The 19,734-nt window shown below is 66.7% G+C and carries 15 protein-coding genes; 10 read left to right on the plus strand and 5 right to left on the minus strand.

The genetic code is table 11. From position 1 onward, the window contains the following. Nucleotides 1-27: 27 nt before the first annotated feature. From ACE3TU_RS03190 to ACE3TU_RS03210, 5 genes are all read right to left on the minus strand, one after another. Nucleotides 28-714, minus strand: a complete 687-nt coding sequence (locus ACE3TU_RS03190) for an ABC transporter ATP-binding protein (protein ID WP_374620150.1) — start codon at nt 712-714, stop codon at nt 28-30. Further along, complete coding sequence (locus ACE3TU_RS03195; protein WP_374620153.1) at nt 707-2,074, minus strand: ABC transporter permease; 1,368 nt, start codon at nt 2,072-2,074, stop codon at nt 707-709. Before ACE3TU_RS03195 ends, ACE3TU_RS03190 begins: the two co-directional genes overlap by 8 nt. Then, nucleotides 2,071-3,432 (minus strand): FtsX-like permease family protein, encoded by a 1,362-nt coding sequence (locus ACE3TU_RS03200; protein ID WP_374620156.1) that lies wholly within the window; start codon nt 3,430-3,432, stop codon nt 2,071-2,073. The genes ACE3TU_RS03195 and ACE3TU_RS03200 overlap by 4 nt, the downstream gene beginning before the upstream one ends. Beyond that, nucleotides 3,429-4,778: a proline--tRNA ligase gene (gene proS, locus ACE3TU_RS03205; protein ID WP_374620158.1), complete on the minus strand. Its 1,350-nt coding sequence runs from the start codon at nt 4,776-4,778 to the stop codon at nt 3,429-3,431. Before proS ends, ACE3TU_RS03200 begins: the two co-directional genes overlap by 4 nt. Before the next feature lie 812 nt (nt 4,779-5,590). Continuing rightward, a complete protein-coding gene (locus tag ACE3TU_RS03210; protein ID WP_374620161.1) occupies nt 5,591-6,415 on the minus strand; it encodes an isocitrate lyase/phosphoenolpyruvate mutase family protein in 825 nt (274 codons plus the stop codon). Between the two features lie 278 nt (nt 6,416-6,693). Here ACE3TU_RS03210 and dnaE point away from each other — a divergent pair, with 278 nt between their 5' ends. From dnaE to lpxD, 10 genes are all read left to right on the plus strand, one after another. Next, a complete protein-coding gene (gene dnaE / locus ACE3TU_RS03215; protein WP_374620163.1) occupies nt 6,694-10,164 on the plus strand; it encodes a DNA polymerase III subunit alpha in 3,471 nt (1,156 codons plus the stop codon). Between the two features lie 234 nt (nt 10,165-10,398). Then, a complete protein-coding gene (gene rpsB, locus ACE3TU_RS03220) occupies nt 10,399-11,169 on the plus strand; it encodes a 30S ribosomal protein S2 (RefSeq protein WP_374620166.1) in 771 nt (256 codons plus the stop codon). A gap of 71 nt (nt 11,170-11,240) precedes the next feature. Further along, nucleotides 11,241-12,167, plus strand: a complete 927-nt coding sequence (gene tsf, locus ACE3TU_RS03225) for a translation elongation factor Ts (protein WP_374620168.1) — start codon at nt 11,241-11,243, stop codon at nt 12,165-12,167. A 108-nt stretch (nt 12,168-12,275) separates the two neighbouring features. After that, entirely contained in the window at nt 12,276-12,989 is a 714-nt protein-coding gene (pyrH, locus tag ACE3TU_RS03230) for a UMP kinase (RefSeq protein WP_374620170.1), read from the plus strand. Between the two features lie 26 nt (nt 12,990-13,015). Continuing rightward, on the plus strand, nt 13,016-13,576 hold the full coding sequence (gene frr / locus ACE3TU_RS03235) for a ribosome recycling factor (RefSeq protein WP_374620173.1): 561 nt from the start codon (nt 13,016-13,018) through the stop codon (nt 13,574-13,576). Nucleotides 13,577-13,609: 33 nt separating this feature from the next. Continuing rightward, nucleotides 13,610-14,371 carry an isoprenyl transferase gene (locus ACE3TU_RS03240; protein WP_374620176.1) on the plus strand — a complete coding sequence of 254 codons (762 nt, stop codon included), beginning with the start codon at nt 13,610-13,612 and terminating at the stop codon, nt 14,369-14,371. Next, on the plus strand, nt 14,368-15,252 hold the full coding sequence (locus ACE3TU_RS03245) for a phosphatidate cytidylyltransferase (protein ID WP_374620178.1): 885 nt from the start codon (nt 14,368-14,370) through the stop codon (nt 15,250-15,252). Before ACE3TU_RS03240 ends, ACE3TU_RS03245 begins: the two co-directional genes overlap by 4 nt. A 71-nt stretch (nt 15,253-15,323) precedes the next feature. Continuing rightward, a complete protein-coding gene (rseP, locus tag ACE3TU_RS03250) occupies nt 15,324-16,433 on the plus strand; it encodes an RIP metalloprotease RseP (protein WP_374620181.1) in 1,110 nt (369 codons plus the stop codon). A 234-nt stretch (nt 16,434-16,667) separates the two neighbouring features. Continuing rightward, a complete protein-coding gene (bamA, locus tag ACE3TU_RS03255) occupies nt 16,668-18,827 on the plus strand; it encodes an outer membrane protein assembly factor BamA (RefSeq protein WP_374620184.1) in 2,160 nt (719 codons plus the stop codon). Between the two features lie 87 nt (nt 18,828-18,914). Continuing rightward, nucleotides 18,915-19,734: UDP-3-O-(3-hydroxymyristoyl)glucosamine N-acyltransferase (gene lpxD, locus ACE3TU_RS03260; RefSeq protein ID WP_374620187.1), on the plus strand; the 820-nt coding region annotated here is incomplete at its 3' end.

Raw genomic sequence — 19,734 nt, forward strand, 5'->3', positions numbered from 1 at the left:
CTGGCGTCGCCCCGGTGCGGGCACGCGCTACAGCTCCAGCGGTTCGATCAGCCCGTCCCTCAGCGTCACGATGCGGCTGGCACGCCGGGCAAGGTCGTGGTTGTGCGTCGCGATCAGCGCCGCGGCGCCTTCCTCGCGGATCAGCGCCATCAGCGCCTCGAACACCACGTCGCTGGTAGCGGGGTCGAGATTGCCGGTAGGTTCGTCGGCCAGGATGATCCGCGGGTGGTTGGCCGCCGCACGGGCAATGGCGACGCGCTGCTGCTCGCCGCCCGAAAGCTCCGCCGGACGATGCTGGGCGCGTGGGGCGACGCCGAGTATTTCCAGCAGGTCCATTGCCCTGCGTTCCGCTTCCGGCTTGCCGCGGCCCGCGATCAGTTGCGGCAGCGCGACATTCTCCAGCGCCGAGAACTCGGGCAGCAGGTGATGGAACTGGTACACGTAGCCGATCGTGTTGCGGCGCAGCAGCGTCCGACCGCGCTCGCTGAGCCGGCTCGTCGCCGTGCCGGTGATCTCGACTTCGCCCGCCTGCGGCCGTTCGAGCAGCCCCGAGACATGCAGCAGCGTCGATTTGCCCGCGCCCGACGGCGCGACGATGGCGACCATCTCGCCGCCGCGAACCGCAAGGTCCGCCGCCTCGAGCACTCGCACCAGCTGGGGGCCGCTTCCGTAGTGGCGGTGCACCTGGCTCAGGCGGAGGTGGACGTCACTCATAGCGGAGGGCCTCGACAGGGTCGTATTGGGCGGCGCGCCAGGCCGGATAGATCGTCGCGAGGAAGCTCAGCCCCATGGCGACGCCGACGATCAGTGCCACCTCGGAGGGGTTGGTGCGACTGGGCAGCGACGAGAGGAAGAAGACTTCCGGCGGAAAGATGGTGAAGCCGAGCAGGCTCGACAGGAACGCCCGGATCGCCTCGGCATTGGCGGCGATGACGAGGCCCAGGGCCAGTCCCGTCAGCGTGCCACCGACGCCGATGGCGACGCCGGCTATGCCGAAGATGCGCATGATCGCGCCGCGGGTGGCGCCCATGGTGCGCAGCACCGCGATGTCGGTGCCCTTGTCCTTGACCAGCATGATCAGGCTCGAAATGATGTTGAACGCTGCCACCAGGACGATCATCGACAGGATCACGAACATCACCGTGCCCTGCGTCTGCAGCGCTTCGAAGAAGCTCTGGTGCTGCTGCTGCCAGTCGGACAGCACCAGTGGCCGCTCGACCTCGAGCCCGATCCTGTTGCGCATCCGCGAAATCGCGTTCGGATCGTCGATGAATACCTCGACCGCCGAAACGCGGTAGACGCGATCGTAGGCGGCCTCCTTCTCCTCGTCCGGGGCGTCGAAATCCGGAGGCGCGACACCCGGCTTCAGCACGCGCTCGAACATGTTGAAGTAGGTCTGCGCCGGTCGCAGCGGCATGAACAGGTAGAGCGCATCGAACTCGGTCATGCCGAGGTCGAAGATCACCTTGACCGGGTAGGACCGCTGCTGCGGGCTGCGCCCGCTCTGCGTCTCGCGGCCATTCGGGGTGACCAGGGTGACCGGGTCGCCGATTCCCACCTTCAGCGTCTCGGCGAGCCGCCGGCCGATGGCGACGCCTTCGCCGTCGTCCCAGCCGTCCCAGTGCCCGAGGATGGCGCCGTCGCGGAGCAGCGTCAGCTTGTCGATCGAGGCGGCCGAGGTCCCGCGCACCACCACCCCGGTGAAGTCGCTGCGCGCCCCCGAGGCCAGCGCCTGGCCCTCGACATAGGGCAGCGCCGCGACCACCCCGTCGACCGCCTCGAGGTCGGACGCCGCCGCCTCGTAGTCGGTGAAGCGGGCCTCGATCGGGTAGGCGGCGAAGTGGCCGTTGAGGCCGAGCAGCTTGTTGACGATCTCGGCGTTGAAGCCGTTCATCACCGAGGTGACGACGATCAGTGCCGCAACGCCGAGCGCGATGCCGGTCAGCGTCAGGGCGGCGATCACCGAGACGAAGCGGTCGCGCCGGCGGGCCCTGAGATAGCGCCACGCGACGATGAACTCGAAGCGCGAGAACGGGCCGGGATCGCCCAGCGGGGCGGGGGCAGGGCTGCTCATCGGCTGAGGGCCTCGACCGGATCGAGCCGCGCCGCGCGCCAGGCCGGATAGAGCGTCGCGAGAAAGGTGAGGCCGAGCGAGAGCAGCACGACCGTCGTCACTTCCGCCGGATCGATCCGCGACGGCAGTTCGTTCAGCAGGAACAGCTCGGGCGGAAAGATCGGCACGTCGAGCAGGCTCGACAGCGCCGCGCGCAGCGGCTCGGCATTGGCGGCGGCGGCAAGGCCGAGCACCAGCCCGAGCAGCGTGCCGGAGAGCCCGATGGCGAAGCCGGTCATCGCGAAGATCCTCAGGATGGCGCCCCTTGTCGCCCCCATCGTCCTCAGGATCGCGATGTCCGGCCCCTTGTCCTTCACCAGCATGACGAGGCTGGCGATGATGTTGAAGGCGGCGACGAGGATGATGAGGCTGAGGATGACGAACATCACCACCCGCTCGACCTGCAGGGCGGAAAAGAAGGTGGCGTTGCGCTGCTGCCAGTCGGCGATGGCGAAGGGCCGGTCGAGCGCCGCCTGCAGCCTCTCGCGCATGCCGGCGATGCGGTCCGGCTCGGCGACGAACACCTCGACGCCGGTGGCGCGGTAGACCCGCTCGTACGCGGCGTCGATCTCCGCGTCGGTCGCCATCACCCCGGGCATCGCGACGCCCGGCTTCAGCCGGTCCTCGAACAGCTTGAAATAGGACTGCGCCGGCTGCATCGGCATGTAGATGTAGAAGCTGTCGAACTCCGGCATGCCCAGGTTGAAGATGACATTGACCGGGTAGGATCGGATCGCCGGGGTCTTGCCGAACGGCGTCAGCGTGCCGTTGGGATTGACGATGGTCACCGGATCGCCGATCGACACCCCGAGCCGCTCGGCCAGGCGGGCGCCGATCGCCACGCCCTGGCCGGCGTCCCACTGGTCCCAGCCGCCCAGCATCGCCGCGTCCCGCAGCAGCGCGAGCTTGTCGATCGATGCCGCGCTGATGCCGCGGACGGCGACGCCAGTCGATTCCGCTTCGCCCGAGGCCAGCGCCTGCCCCTCGACGAACGGGACGGCATAGAGCACGCCGTCCACCCGCTCGAGCCGGTTCGCCGCATCGAGATAGTCGTCGAAGCCTTCCTCGACCGTCTGCACGACGAAGTGGCCGTTGATGCCGAGGATCTTGCCCAGCAGTTCGGTGCGGAAGCCGTTCATCACGCTCATCACGACGATCAGCGTCGCCACGCCGAGCATCACCCCGAGCAGCGTCAGCACGGCGATCACCGAGACGAAGCGCTCCTTGCGGCGGGCCCGCAGATAGCGCCCCGCCACGAGGAACTCGAAGCGCGAGAACGGCCCCGTTCCGGACGTCGCGCTGGGGGCGTCGACGGTCAAACGGTGTCCCGCCGCTGCGGCACGATCAGCGCCTTGAGCCGGCCGACGGCCGCCTCGAGCGACAGCGTCTCGCGCTCGCCGGACTTCCTGTGCTTGATCTCCACCTGCCCGTCCTTGAGGCCCCGCGGTCCGACGATCAGCTGGTAGGGGATGCCGATGAGATCGGCCGTGGCGAACTTGCCGCCGGCGCCCTGGTCGCGATCGTCGAGCAGCACGTCTATGCCCTCGCGTCCCAGCTCGTCGTAGAGCAGCTGCGACGCGGCGTCGCTCTGGCCGTCACCCACCTTGAGGTTGATCACCACCGCCTCGAACGGGGCGACGCTGACCGGCCAGACGATGCCGTTCTCGTCGTGGCTGGCCTCGATGATGGCCGGCACCAGCCGCGTCGGCCCGATGCCGTAGCTGCCCATGTGGACGACGACGTCCTTGCCGTCGGGCCCGGTGACCTTGGCGCCCATCGGCTCGGAGTACTTGGTGCCGAAATAGAAGATGTGGCCGACCTCGATGCCGCGCGCCGCCAGTTGCTTGTTGCCCGAGACCGCGGCGCGGAAGGTCGCCTCGTCGGTCATCTCGTCGGTGGCGGCGAACAGCGAGGTCCAGTCGTCGAAGATCGGCGACAGGTCGCCCGAGAAGTCGGTATCGATCGGGGGAACGGGCTTGCTCGCCAGGTCGGAGTCGAGGAACACCCCGCTTTCCCCGGTCTCGGCGAGCACGTGGAATTCGTAGCTCATGTCGCCACCGATGGGCCCGGCGTCGGCGCGCATCGGGATGCCCGTCAGTCCCATCCGGTAGAAGGTCCGCAGGTATGCGACGAACATGCGCTGGAACGCGCGCTTGGCGCCCGCCTCGTCGAGGTCGAACGAATAGGCGTCCTTCATCAGGAACTCGCGCGAGCGCATCGTGCCGAAGCGCGGGCGCACCTCGTCGCGGAACTTCCACTGGATGTGGTAGAGGTTGAGCGGCAGGTCCTTGTAGGATTTCACGTAGGTGCGGAAGATGTCGGTGATCATCTCCTCGTTGGTCGGCCCGAACAGCATCTCGCGCTCGTGCCGGTCCTCGATCCGCAGCATCTCCTTGCCATAGGCGTCGTAGCGGCCGCTCTCGCGCCACAGGTCCGCCGACTGCACGGTGGGCATCAGCAGTTGGATCGCGCCGGAGCGGTTCTGCTCCTCCTCGACGATGCGGATGACCTTGTTGAGAACCTTGAAGCCCAGCGGCAGCCAGGAATAGCTTCCCGCCGCCTGCTGCTTGATCATCCCCGCCCGCAGCATCAGCTGGTGCGAAACGATCTCCGCCTCCTTCGGCGTCTCCTTGAGAAGGGGCAGGAAGTATCGGCTGAGACGCATATTGACTCCTCGGGCGCGCCGGATTCGATTGGCAACCCTATAGCGCAATGCGGCAGAAAGTGGAGCCCGTGAAACGCGCCCGAAACTTGGGCACGGGATGCCGGCTGCAAGCTTCTTGGGCAGGTGGCGAATACTGAAAACGGTGTTCAGAATGTATGTAAAAATGCGATGGCTGCCATGCAGAATCCGCTTGGCAGGCCGGGATTCATTGGCTAGGGTCCGACGCCATAAGAACACAGGCAGCCACAAGCTGCCGGACGTCGACAACGTCAAGGGAGGAGCGTTGGCTGCCGCTTAGCAGCGTGCCTAAGACCAGCGTAATTGTCGAGAAACTCATCAAAGCAGGGCCTTGGCCCTGCTTTTTTCATTTCCGGATGAAGTCCTGATGACAACGGGCCGCACCGGATCGCCCGCCCACCGGGTCACCCCCACCGGATCCATCCGATACGCACCCACCCGCCCCACCCACCGGGTCACCCCGGCGCAGGCCGGGGCCCATCCCCAAATGCAGCCGCGCGCCCGTCCCCGAGCACCCCGACGCCCATCCGAGACGCACCCACCCGCCTCACCCACCGGGTCATTCCCGCGAAAGCGGGAATCTCTGTCTCTAGCCACAGCACCGAAAACGGGGATTCCCGCTTTCGCGGGAATGACACCGAGCGTGCGGCCGATTGTGTGCCGCACCATTGCACTCAACACCGAGGATGTGCTGCGAGCGCGCCCCACCCACCGGGTCACCCCGGCGCAGGCCGGGGCCCATCCCGAAATGCAGCCGCGCCCCCCAATCCTAGCCGTGCCACCGAGCACGCCCCTCAGCGACCCGCCATCATCGCCGTCGCCTCGGCAAAGCTCACCGCCTCATCCAGATAGCGCATCGTCCCGGGCCCGAGCAGTTCCAGCCCCGCGTTCCGCAATCCCGTCATCGCCGCCCGCGCAAACGAGCTGCCGGTCGAGACCCGGCGCACCCCGGCGGCGGCGAGGTCGGCGAGCGAATAGGGCAGTTTTCGCCCGCCCAGCACGACGTTCACCGGCCTCGTCACCTCGGCACACACCATGCGGATCGCCGCGAGGTCGGGGAGCCCCGGCGCGAACAGCAGGTCGGCACCCGCCGCCTCGAACGCCTTGAGCCGCCTGATAGTGTCGTCGAGGTCGGCGATGCCGTGCAGGTAGTTCTCCGCCCGTGCCACGAACTGGAACGCAAAGGGCAGGGCGTGCGCTGCTTCGGCCGCCGCCGCGACGCGCTCCACCGCATGCTGGAAATCGTAGATCGGGCGCGCCGCATTGCCGGTCGCATCCTCGATCGAGCCGCCGACGAGGCCCACCCCGGCGGCGAGCCTGATGGTCTCGGCCGCGTCCTCGGGCGCGTCGCCGTAGCCGTTCTCGAGGTCGGCGCTCACCGGCAGGTCGACCGCAGAAACGATGGCGCGGGCGTTCTCGATGGCCTCGTCCCGGCTCACCGCGCCCTCGCCGTCACGGCGTCCGAGCGCAAAGGCGAGGCCGGCGCTCGTGGTCGCCAGCGCCTCGTAGCCGAGTGACGCCAGGAGCCGTGCACTGCCGGCGTCCCATGGGTTGGGGATGACGAACAGCGGTCCACGATGCAGGGCGGCGAGACGGTCGGCTTTCTCGGTCTGGGTCATGTCGGCTCCTCGGCTGCGGCGACTCGGTGTTAACCAGAGATTCATGGTTACACCGATGTAGCTGGACACGAACAAAAAGAGAACATACAAGAACAAACATGAAACACGGAGGGTTCGATGTTCGCTTTCGTCAAGGATTTGCTCGCCTTCACCACCATCTGCGGCTTCTCCGTCGCTTCGCTGACCTGGGTGGATATCGCCTCCCGACTCGTCTGAGTGTTGTGGATTGGCGGATCGGCGCGTTGGCCGCCGGCCGCCTGGCGGTTTAGGAACGACCCATGTCCGGTCCCGGCTTCGTCCACCTGCACGTCCATTCAGCCTACTCGCTGCTCGAGGGGGCGCTGCAGCTCGGCAGGCTGCTCGATCTCGCCAGGGCGGACCAGCAGCCGGCGCTCGGCATTGCCGATACCAACAACCTGTTCGGGGCGCTCGAGTTCTCGGAAAAGGCCAAGGGCAAGGGCATCCAGCCGCTGATCGGGGTGGAACTGGCCGTCGATTTCTCCGCCATGGAGAACAGCCAGGACCGCATGCAGGAGCGCGGGCACGATCGCGGCCGTTTCGGCAAGGGCGGGGTCGCGCTGATCGCGGCCACCGCCGGCGGCTTCGCCAATCTGTCCCGCCTCGTCAGCCGGGCGCATCTGGAAGGCGAGAACGGTCGCGTCGCGGCGCGGCTCCCCTGGCTCGAGGCCGAGCCGCTCGATGGCATCATCTGCCTGTCCGGTGGCCCGGAGGGGGCCATCGATCCCTGGCTGGCCAACAATCTCGACGGCATCGCCACGGCGCGCCTCGACAAGCTGCGCGAACTCTTCGGCGATCGCTTCTATGTCGAACTGCAGCGCCACGGTCGCCCGCAGGAGGCGCTCAACGAGCCGCGCCTCATCGACTATGCCTACCGGCGCGGCGTGCCGCTCGTTGCGACCAACGAGCCGTTCTTTTCTACTCCCGACGATTTCGAGGCGCACGATGCGCTGCTCGCCATCGCCGGGGGTACGGTGCTGGCGCAGACCGAGCGGCGCAAGCTGTCCGATCAGCACTTCTTCAAGACCCGCGAACAGATGTTGCAGCTGTTCGCCGATTTGCCCGAGGCGCTAGACAGCACGGTCGAGATCGCGCAACGAATCGGTTACCGGCCGAAGAAGCGCGATCCGGTTCTGCCGACCTTTGCCGCCACCCCCGGGCAGTCGCCTGTCGAGGCGGTGGCCGCCGAGGCACGGGCGCTGGCCGAAATGGCGCGCACGGGGCTCGATCGCCGCATCGCCACCGTCGGTATCGCCCCGGGCAAGACCGAGGCGGAGTACCGTGAACGGCTCGAGTTCGAACTCGGCATCATCGAGAGGATGAAGTACCCGGGCTACTTCCTCATCGTCGCCGACTTCATCCAGTGGGCCAAGGCGCAGGGCATACCGGTGGGGCCGGGCCGCGGCTCCGGCGCCGGCTCGCTCGTGGCCTACGCCACCACCATCACCGACCTCGATCCGCTGCGCTACAACCTGCTGTTCGAGCGCTTCCTCAATCCCGAGCGCGTCTCGATGCCGGACTTCGACATCGACTTCTGTCAGGATCGGCGCGAGGAGGTGATCCGCTACGTGCAGGGCAAGTACGGCACCGAGCAGGTCGCGCAGATCATCACCTTCGGTACGCTCCAGGCCCGCGCCGTGCTGCGCGATGTCGGGCGCGTGCTGCAGATGCCGTACGGCCAGGTCGATCGCATCGCCAAGCTGGTGCCGGCCAATCCGGCCGACCCGTGGACGCTGGAGCGCTCGCTCAAGGAAGTGCCGCAGCTCAGGATGATGGCCGACGAGGACGAGCAGGTCGCCGAGCTGCTCGCCATCGGCCAGAAGCTCGAGGGGCTCTACCGCCACGCCTCGACCCATGCCGCCGGCATCGTCATCGGCGACCGCCCGCTGCAGGAGCTGGCGCCGCTCTACCGCGATCCGCGCTCCGACATGCAGGTCAGCCAGTACAACATGAAGTGGTCGGAGTCGGCCGGCCTCGTGAAGTTCGACTTCCTCGGCTTGAAGACCCTGACCACCATCAAGCGCGCCGTCGACATGATCAACCGCGACGGCGGCAGCTTCCGCATCGAGGACATTCCGCTCGACGACCCGGCGACCTACCGGCTGTACCAGCTCGGCGACACCGCCGGGGTGTTCCAGGTGGAAGGTGCCGGCATGCGGCGCGCACTGGTCGACATGAAGCCGGACCGCTTCGAGGACATCATCGCGCTCGTGGCGCTCTACCGCCCCGGCCCGATGGACAACATCCCGCTGTTCAACGACCGCAAGCACGGCCGGGAGGATGTCGAGTATCCGCACGAGGCCCTCAAGGGCGTTCTCGACGAGACCTACGGCATCATCGTCTACCAGGAACAGGTGATGCAGATCGCCCAGATCCTGTCCGGCTACTCGCTCGGCGAAGCCGACCTGTTGCGCCGCGCCATGGGCAAGAAGATCAAGGCCGAGATGGACGCCCAGCGTGTCCGCTTCCAGGAGGGCGCGGTGCGCTACGGCCTGAAGCCCGGCCTCGCCGACACCATCTTCGATCTGCTGGCCAAGTTCGCCAACTACGGCTTCAACAAGTCGCACGCCGCGACCTACGCGCTGGTCAGCTACCAGACGGCCTATCTCAAGGCCCACTATCCGCGCGAGTTCTTCGCCGCCACCATGACGCTCGACATGGGCAATACCGACAAGCTCAACGAGTTCCGTCAGGACGCGCGCAAGCACGGCATCGAGGTGGTGCCGCCCTGCGTCAATCGCTCCGACGCCGTGTTCAATACCCACGACGGCAAGGTGTTCTACGCCATCGGCGCGGTGAAGGGTGTCGGCCAGGCGGTCGCCGACCACATCGTGGCGGCGCGCGGATCGGTGCCGTTCGCCGATCTGGGGGATTTCGCCGCCCGGGTCGATGCGCGCATCATCAACCGGCGCACGCTCGAGGCGCTCGTCAATGCCGGGGCCTTCGACCAGTTGGTCGGCCGACGGGAGCAGGCCTTTGCCGCCATCGATGCCATCGTCGCGGTGGCGCAGCGCACCAACGCCAACGCGGCCGATGGCATTGTCGACATGTTCGCCGCCGACCGGCCGGAGCCGATCGTCCTCAATCAAGCCGTAACCGGATGGTTACCGGCAGAACGCCTCGCGCGGGAGCATGCCGCGATCGGCTTCCACCTCTCCGGTCATCCGCTCGATCAGTATGCCGAGCTGTTCGACCGGCTTCGGGTGCAGTCCTGGTCGAGCTTCGAGCGTGCGGTCAAGGAGGACGGGGCGCGGGCAGGGCGCCTCGCCGGCACCATCGCCACCCGCAATGACCGGCGCACCAAGAAGGGCACGCCGATGGCGATCATCGCGCTCTCCGATGCCAGCGGCGGCTACGAGGTCATCGCCTTCTCCGAGCAGGTCAGTCAGTTCTCCGAGGTGCTGCAGCCCGGCAGGTCGGTGGTGCTCACCGTCGAGGCCGACGAACGCCCCGACGGCATCGGCCTCCGCCTCGCCGGTGCCGAGCCGATCGAGGGGCTCGCCGAAAAGATCGGCCGGCGCCTCACCGTGTTCGCCGGCTCGGATCGCTGCCTCGCCCCGATCCGCTCGCAGCTCAAGCCCGGCGGCGAGGGGCAGGTGAGCTTCATCGTCGTGCGCGACAACGGCGCCCGCGAGTATGAAGTCGAGCTCAAGGGCGGCTACCGCATCTCCCCCGAGCTCGCCGGCGCGGTCAAGGCGATGGACGGGGTGATCGACGTCCGCCTCAACTAGCGGCCGGCGCGCCCCTGTCCGGGAATGCTTCCGTTCAGCAACGTGGCCGAAGCGTGGCGCGCCGCACCACCCTTGCCTGTGACGGCAAAACCCCCTATATGCGCGGCGCGTCCGGAAAACCGGGCGTAATTCACACGCGAAGCGCGGCCGCCCGGAATGAGTCGGGCGCCCATCCGGTGGCGGGAGACCGCCAACATCCTTCGCGGCGGCAATAACCGGTAAAGGAAGCCTTCCATGGCATTGCCCGACTTTTCCATGCGCCAGCTGCTCGAGGCAGGGGTTCACTTCGGCCACCAGAAGCACCGCTGGAACCCGAAGATGGAGCGTCACATCTTCGGCGTCCGCAACGACATCCACATTCTCGACCTCAGCCAGACCGTTCCGGCTCTGGCCCGCGCCCTGCAGCTGATCTCCGACACCGTTGCCGACGGCGGCCGCGTGCTGCTGGTCGGCACCAAGCGCCAGGCCGCCCCGGTGGTCGCCGAGGCCGCCCGCCAGTCGGCGCAGTACTACGTCAATTCGCGCTGGCTCGGCGGCACGCTGACCAACTGGCAGACCATCTCGCACTCGATCAACCGCCTGCGCGAACTCGAGGCGCAGCTGTCCGAGGGCGCGACCGGCCTCACCAAGAAGGAAACCCTGCTGCTCAGCCGCGAGAAGGAGCGTCTCGAGCGCGACCTGGGCGGCATCAAGGACATGGGGAACCTGCCGAACCTGCTGTTCGTCATCGACACCAACAAGGAAGCGAACGCCATCAAGGAGGCCAAGCGCCTCGGCATTCCGGTGATCGCCATCGTCGATTCCAACTCGGATCCCGATACCGTCGACTATGCCATTCCGGGCAATGACGACGCCGCGCGCGCTCTCGAGCTCTACTGCTCGCTGGTCGCCAAGGCAGCCATCGATGGAATCGGCCGTTCGGCCGCCGGTCGCGGTGCCGATCTCGGTGCCTCCGAGGAAGCGCCCGAGGAACCGGCGCTTGCCGGTGACGCCGCCGCCAACTAGGGCCGGTTTCCGTCCTTCCAGTTCTCAATGGGTGCGACCTCCCCCTGGGGGTCGCCGAAAGGTGATAGCAAATGGCAGTCACTGCACAGCAGGTCAAAGAGCTTCGCGACGCTACCGGCGTCGGGATGATGGATTGCAAGAAGGCGCTGGCCGAGACCAATGGCGACATGGAAGCCGCCGTTGACTGGCTGCGGACGCGCGGCCTCGCCAAGGCCGCCAAGAAGGCCGGCCGGGTTGCCGCCGAGGGTCTCGTCGGCGTTGCCATCGATGGCAGCCGCGGCGCCATCGTCGAGGTCAATTCCGAGACGGACTTCGTTGCCCGCAACGAGCAGTTCCAGTCGATCGTCGGCAACGTGGCGAGCCTCGCGCTCGACGCCGAAGGCGACGTCGGCAAGCTCTCCGAGATGCCCTATCCCGGCACCGGTCGTTCGGTGTCGGCCGAACTGACCGACGCCATCGCCAAGATCGGCGAAAACATGAACCTGCGCCGCACCGCGGTGATCACCGTCTCCGACGGCGTGATCGGCTCCTACGTGCACAACACGGTCAAGCCCGGCATGGGCAAGCTCGGTGTCATCGTCGGCCTCGAGTCGACCGGCGACAAGGCGGTGCTGCTCGCCCTCGGCAAGCAGATCGCCATGCACATCGCCAACACCAATCCGCTCTCGGTGTCGCCCGAGGACATCGATCCGGAAGTGGTGGCCAAGGAGCGCGCCATCTTCACCGAGCAGGCCAGGGAATCGGGCAAGCCGGCCGAGGTCATCGCCAAGATGGTCGAGGGCAGGGTTCGCAAGTTCTACGAGGAGTCCACCCTCCTCGCCCAGGTCTTCGTCATCGACGGCGAGAGCAAGGTCGGCGACGTGGTCAAGAAGGCCGAGAAGGACGCAGGCGCTCCGATCAAGGTGACCAGCTTCGTGCGCTATGCGCTCGGCGAGGGCATCACCAAGGAAGAGACCGACTTCGCCGCCGAAGTGGCGGCTACCGCCGGGGTGCGCTGAGCGCCGGCGAATTGTTCGGGCAGGCTGCTTCTCAGTCTGCCCGAATGTGCCATAAGCACTCCCGGACGTCGCGGATTCGGACCCGGCGCGTTGCGAGGTGACTGACAGATGGCCAAGACTCCGTACGGGCGGATTCTACTCAAGGTCTCCGGCGAGGTACTGGCCGGCGATCAGTCGTTCGGCATCGAACCGAAATTCCTCCACGCCATGGCCGACCAGATTGCCGCCGTTGCCCGCAGCGGTGTCGAGGTGGCCATCGTCATCGGCGCCGGCAACATCTTCCGCGGCATGGCAGTGGCGGCCAAGGGCGGCGATCGCGTCACCAGCGACCTGATGGGGATGCTCGGCACTGTCATCAACTCCCTGGCGCTGGGGGATGCGATCGAGCAGAAGGGCCTCAAGGTCAAGGTCTACTCCAACGTGCCGATGGAGACCGTGGCCGACACGTTCACCGCGCGCGACGCCATCCGGGCACTGTCCGAGGGCAACGTGGTGGTCTGCGCCGGCGGCACCGGCAGCCCGTTCTTCACCACCGATACGGCCGCCGCGCTGAAGGCGATCGAGTTGCGCTGCGACGTGCTCCTCAAGGGCACCAAGGTCGACGGGGTCTATTCCGAGGACCCCAAGAAGAATCCCTTGGCGCAGCGCTACGAGACCATCAGCCACGAGGAAGTCATTGCCCGCGACCTCAGGGTGATGGACACGGCCGCCTTCGCGCTTGCCCGCGACAACGGCTTGCCGATAATTGTCTATGCCCTTGACGACAAAGAAGGCCTGGCTGGCGTCCTGTCCGGCACGGCAAGAACGACGCGCGTCGGCTGAGGCGCGCCCAATCTCAGGAGTATTCCATGGCCCAGGCGTTTTCCATCGATGAGCTGAAATCCCGCATGCAGAAGTCCGTCACCTCGCTCAAGGACGAGTTGGCCGGCCTGCGCACGGGGCGGGCCAGCGCCAGCCTGCTGGAGCCGGTCACCGTCGAGGCCTATGGCGGCCGCATGCCCCTCAACCAGGTGGCGACCGTGACCGTGCCCGAGTCGCGCATGCTCAGCGTTCAGGTGTGGGACCGGACGCTCGCCAGCGCGGTCGAGAAGGCCATCCGCAACTCCGGCCTCGGTCTCAATCCGGCCGCCGAGGGCGTGGTGATCCGCGTGCCGCTGCCGGAACTCAACGAGGAGCGCCGGCGCGACCTGACCAAGGTGGCCCACAACTACGCCGAGCAGGCGCGCGTCGCCGTGCGCCACATCCGCCGCGACGGCATGGATCTGCTCAAGAAGCTGGAGAAGGACGGCGACATCAGCCAGGACGACGGCCGGAAGTTCGGCGATCTGGTACAGGCCGCCACCGATCATGCGGTGAGCGAGGTCGACAAGATCCTCGCCGTCAAGGAACAGGAAATCATGCAGGTCTAGACTATCCTGCATCCGCTGCCCGGGAGGGCGTACATGTCGATGGAAACCGCAATCGCCGAGAAGGCCGCCGATCGGGCCGGCCTCAGGATCCCGGCGCATCTGGCGGTCATCATGGATGGCAACGGTCGTTGGGCCAAGGCGCGGGGGAAGCAGCGGACCGAGGGTCATCTCGAGGGTGTCAAGGCGCTGCGTCGCCTGATCAGCCTGTGCATCCGCTACGGTGTCGAGCACGTCACGGTGTTCAGCTTCTCCTCGGAGAACTGGAATCGCCCGCGCGATGAAGTGAACTTCATCTTCGGCCTGCTGCACCGCTTCGTGGCGTCCGACCTGGCGATGCTCCTGCAGAACAACGTCCGGGTCCGCATCATCGGCTCGCGCGACGGCCTCGATGACGGCCTGCGTCGCCTCATCGACGATGTCGAAGTCAAGACCGCCCTCAATACCGGCCTCGAACTGATCGTCGCCTTCAATTATGGCGGCAAGTCCGAGATCGTCGAGGCGTCGCGCCGATTGGCCCAGGCCGTCGCCAGCGGCCGCATGAAGCCCGAGGATATCGACGAGGCGGCGTTCGAGCGGGCCCTCTACACCTCGGGGGTACCCGACCCGGACCTGATCATCCGCACCAGCGGCGAGCAGCGCTTCTCCAACTTCCTGCTCTGGCAGGGTGCCTATTCCGAACTCGTGTTCATCGACGAGAACTGGCCCGATTTCGGCGAGGAGACCTTCCTGAGGGCGCTCGAGGAGTATTCCGGCCGCAAGCGGCGTTTCGGTGGGATCGAATCGAGGAGCCCGTGAGCGAGCCTGGCAGTACGCGCCCGCGGCTGGACCCGCTCGCCCGGCGCTCCTGGACCGATCTGGGGCCGCGACTGGCGTCCGCCGCCGTGCTGCTGGTCATTGCCGCGGTCGGCCTCTACCTCGGCGGCTTCGTCTTCGCAGCGCTCGTGGGTGCGGCCTTCGCCGGCTGCTACCGGGAGTGGGAGCGCATGGTGACGCTCCAGCCGCTGACCCCGTTCGGTGCCGCTCTCATCGGGCTTGTCGGCCTTGCCGCGCTGATCTACCCGTGGCTCGGTCTGCCGGGGACGGCGGGCGTCGTCGCCGCGGCGATGCTCGTCGCCGCCTTCGTGCCCGGGCCGCGCGGCTGGCGCCTGGCCGGGCTGCTGTTCTACGGCATCGTCATCGTCGCGATCATGGCGCTGCGCGGCACGGCGAGCTGGGCCGTGCCGGGCAGTTTCGATGCCGGCCTGTGGGGCGGCCTGTTCCTCGGCACGGCGATCTGGGCCACCGATACGGGGGCCTATTTCACCGGTCGGCAGGTCGGCGGCGAGAAGCTCGCCCCCGACATTTCGCCCGGCAAGACCTGGTCGGGCGCCATCGGCGGCTTTGCCCTGGGCACGCTCGCGGGGCTGGTGCTCTGGCTGCTGATCGTGCCGGCTTCGCCGTGGTGGATCGGCCTCGGGCTGGCGGCGACCACCAGCATACTCGGGCAGGCCGGCGACCTCGCGGAGAGCGCGATCAAGCGGCGTTTCCGGGTCAAGGACTCGGGCGATATCATTCCCGGCCATGGCGGGCTGATGGATCGGCTGGACAGTCTGACCTTCGGCGCCATCTTCCTGTTCGCCGTCGGGCTGCTGCATTCCGGCTACGACGCGGTCGCCGCCGGCGTGCTGCTGTGGTAGCCGGGGGTCGTCACACCGCATTGTTAACGCAATCGGTGCCTAACTAGACGCAGCTCCGCGGGACCGTCGACATGGATTTCGTTTTCTGGCTTTTCTCCTACGTGGTGCCGTTCCTCGCGGTACTCACCATCATCGTGTTCGTCCACGAGATGGGGCACTACCTGGTCGCCCGCTGGAACGGCATCGCCATCCAGACGTTCTCGATCGGCTTCGGCCCCGAACTGGTCGGCTTCAATGATCGGCACGGGACCCGCTGGAGGATTTCCGCCATCCCGCTCGGCGGGTATGTCCGCTTCGTCGGCGACATGAACGCGGCGAGCGCGCCGGACCCCGAGTTCATCGAGCGCGCCGGCCCCGAACTGAGCGCGCAGCTCTTCGCCAACAAGAACGTCTGGCGGCGGATCGCCGTGGTGGCCGCCGGGCCGCTCGCCAACGTGTTGTTCACGCTGCTGATTCTCTATGCGCTGCTGCTCGGCTACGGGCGTTTCGTGGCCCCTGCGGTGCTGCAGGAGATCACGGCAGAGTCGGCCGCCGAGCTGGCCGGCCTGGAAACCGGCGACCGCATTCTGTCCGTCGACGGATTCCGCGTGCGCGGCTTCGAGGACTTCCAGCGGCTGATCGCCACCGCTCCCGAGCGGCAGGTCACCATCACGCTCGAGCGGGATGGAACGGAACGGACCATCGTGGCCGTTCCCCGCTCCGAAACGACCACCGACAGCTTCGGCAATACCCATCGGGTTGGTCGCATGGGGGTGCTCAACACCTACGCGGCCGGCGACTACCAGATCTACCGCCCGGGGCCGATCGAGGCGATCGGCATGACGCTCGAGGAAGTCCGTTTCATCATCGACCGGACGGTCGCCTTCCTCGGTGACTTCTTCGTCGGCCGGGGCGATGTCGAGCAGCTTGGTGGGCCGATCAAGGTGGCCCAGGTCTCCCAGCAGGTGTCGACGCTCGGGCCGCTGGCGCTCGTCAACCTCATCGCGCTGCTCAGCCTCAATATCGGGCTCGTCAACCTGCTGCCGATTCCGATGCTCGATGGCGGCCATCTGGCCTATTACCTGATCGAGGCGATCCGCGGGCGCCCTCTGACGCAGCGCATCCAGGAGATCGGCTTCCGCTTCGGCGTGGCCGTCGTCTTCACCCTGATGGTGTTCACGCTGATCAACGACCTGATCTGAGCGAGTCTGTCTCATCGCGGCCACGGTGCCAGAACCGGGAGCATTTTCGAGACGTTCGGCACAGCTCCGCCGCGTTTGCCGGAGCCCTGTTAACCCTTGGATAACCTTGGTTTTCTAGGTGTTGCAGGAATGCACCCGGACCAATCTTTCGCTAACGGTGCGAGCGTTGCCGGCTTGCCTGTGGTTAAAAAAACAGTAAAAGCTTTCAATGGAGTTAGCTGGGGAGGGCTGTGCATGGCGATTCCCCGGAACGTGACGGACGAGGCACCAAGAACCATGACGAAACTCACCAAGCTGACGCACGGGGCCTTCCTGGCGCTTGCCCTTGTTCTGGCTGCGCCGATCGGCGGCGTGCTGCTCGGGGCTCCGGCCGTCGTGGCGCAGGAGCAGCGATTGGTTGCCGCGGTCCTGTTCGAGGGCAACAACGGCTTCTCCGACGCGCAGTTGCTCGACATGGTCAATGTTGCGGACCGCGGGTCGTTCACCGAGGGCAGCCTCGCGGCCGATGCGGAGAGCATTCGTCTCGCCTACGTCGCCAAGGGCTACATGGGTGTCAGCGTCACCCCGCGGCTCGAGGCCGCCGACAACGGGCGCACCCGTGTGATCTTCGTGGTCAACGAGGGCGAGCGTACCGGCATCGCGGCCATCAACTTCACCGGCAACAACGCCATCAACGGCGGCACGCTCAAGTCCATCATCCGCACCCGCGAGACCCACCTGCTCAGCTGGCTGTTCCGCGATGACGCCTACAGCGAGGACCAGCTGCAGATCGACAAGCAGCTGATCGAAATCTACTACATGAATCACGGCTTCCCCGACGCCCAGGTCACCTCGGCCGTCGGCGAGTTCGACGGGTCGCGGAATGCCTATTTCGTCAACTTCACGATTTCCGAGGGCGAGCGCTATCGCTTCGGTCAGATCGGGGTGGAGACGTCGATCCCGGGTCTGAACCCCGATGCGCTGACCTCGACGATTCGCACCGGGCAGGGGGAGACCTACTCGCTGGCCGACCTGCAGCGGACGCAGGAGGACATGGCGTTCGAGGCGACGGCGCAGGGTTACGCGTTCGCCGACGTGCGTCCGCGTGTCGATCGCGATGTGTCGACCAGCACGTTCAACGTGACCTACCTCGTGGATGAGGGTGCGCGCCTGTATGTCGAGCGCATCAACATCACCGGCAACAGCAAGACCCGCGATGCGGTCATCCGCCGCGAGCTGGATTTCGGTGAAGGCGACCCCTTCAACCGCTCCATGGTCCAGCGCGGCAAGTCCTCCATCGAGCGGCTCGGTTTCTTCAAGGTCGTCAATGTCGACCTGCAGCCCGGCAGTGCGCCGGACAAGGTGGTCGTCAACGTCTCCGTCGAGGAGCAGTCGACGGGCGACTACGGCCTGACCGCCGGGTATGATTCGAGCGCCGGTATCCTCGGCGAAGTGTCGGTGACCGAGCGCAACTTCCTCGGCCGCGGCCAGTATGTCCGTGTCTCGGTGGGCGCCTCGGAGAGCGGGCAGAGCTTCGACTTCTCCTTCACCGAGCCGCGCTTCATGGGTCTCAAGATGTCGTCGGGCATCGATGTGTACCATCGCATCGTGGCCGAGACCGACAGCAACATCTACGGCACGACCTCCTCGGGTGGCCAGCTGCGCTTCGGTTTGCCGGTGACGCGCGACATCAACGCCAGCCTGTTCGTCGGCGCCGAAACCAAGGTGATCGAGGATGTCGACGGCGACACTTCGCTGGTCGTCACGGACGGGGAGACGCTGAACAAGGCCTGGATCGGCTACTCGCTGACCTACAATGGGCTGGACGACAGCAAGCGTCCGACCGAGGGGCTCTACGCAACGCTGACGCAGCAGTACATCGGCCTCGACCACAACCTGATCAAGACCGAGGCCAAGGCCAGGTACTTCATGCCGCTGATGGCCGACTATGGCGTGATCGGCAGCGTCAAGGGCCAGGCGGGTGTCATCTACTCGCTCAGCGGACCGGTGCATCCGCTCGAGGCCTTCCGGTCGTCGTCGAGCATCGTGCGTGGCTTCCAGAGCGGCGGGATGGGCCCGAAGGCCGACACGGGCGGTGGCGTCTCCGGTGAGTTGCTGGGCTATACGGGCTACATCGCTGCGTCCGCCGAGATCGAGTTCCCGATCCCGGTCCTTCCCGAGACCTACGGGGTCCGGGCGTCGGTCTGGGCAGATGCGGCCCTCATCGACGGCAATGGCAGCAGCCTTCCTCCGAGCCCGGACAGCGTGGACGAGAGCTTCAAGTCGTCGGTCGGCGCCTCGCTGATCTGGGACAGCCCGTTCGGGCCGCTGCGTGGCGACTTCGCCTATGTGATCAACAAGGCGACCGACGACAAGACGCAGGTATTCTCCCTGACGCTGCAGCAACTGCTCTAGGCGGCGCAGTCCGGCGGCTCGGGCCGGTTCTTTCGAAAAAGGCCGCGGAGCGGTTGCCCCGCGGTCTTTTTGTTGTGTAGTGATGCCATGGTCGACACGCGCTTCCATTCCTTTGCCGGACCGGTGCTGCTGCGCAGCCTGCTTGCCGCATTGCCCGCGCCGCCGCTCGTGGAAGACCCGCGCCTGCTGCACCTGACGGTCACCGGCGCCGACGAACTCGAGACCGCCGACGCCGGCGAGATCGCTCTTGCCGCCCAGCCGGCCTATCGGTCCGCCCTGCGCGAAACTTCCGCGGGCATTGTCGTGGTCCACCCGTCCTTGCGCGACCTCGTGCCTTCGCAAGCCGTACCCATCGTGGTCGAACGGGCGCACGAGCTCTTCGTCGATATCCTCGAGCGGCTCTACCCGGCGGGAACGCATGGCAGTGCTGCCTGGCAGCTGGCCGACGACGAGGCCGCTCCTCTGGTCGAGGCGGGCGTGCGGATCGGCGCCAACGTCGTCATCGGCGCCGGGGTGGAGATCGGCCGCAGCACGGTCATCGGCCCGAACACGGTCATCGGTCGCGGCGTCACCATCGGTCGCAACGCCGTCATCGGTCCCAATGTCACCATCGAGTATGCGCATCTGGGCAATGGCGTGGTCATCCATTCCGGCGCACGCATCGGTACCGAGGGTTTCGGCTGGCTCGGACAGGGGCGCTCAAATCGGAAGATCCCGCAGTTGGGGCGCGTCATCGTGCAGGACCAGGTCGAGATCGGCGCCAACACCACCGTGGATCGGGGTGCGCTGGGCGACACGGTGATCGGCGAGGGGACCAAGATCGACAATCTCGTGCAGATTGGCCACAACTGCCGGATCGGTCGATACTGCCTGATCGCGGCGCATTGCGGTCTGTCGGGTTCGACGG

The organism is Devosia sp. (assembly GCF_041917035.1).
GTDB lineage: Bacteria > Pseudomonadota > Alphaproteobacteria > Rhizobiales > Devosiaceae > Devosia_A.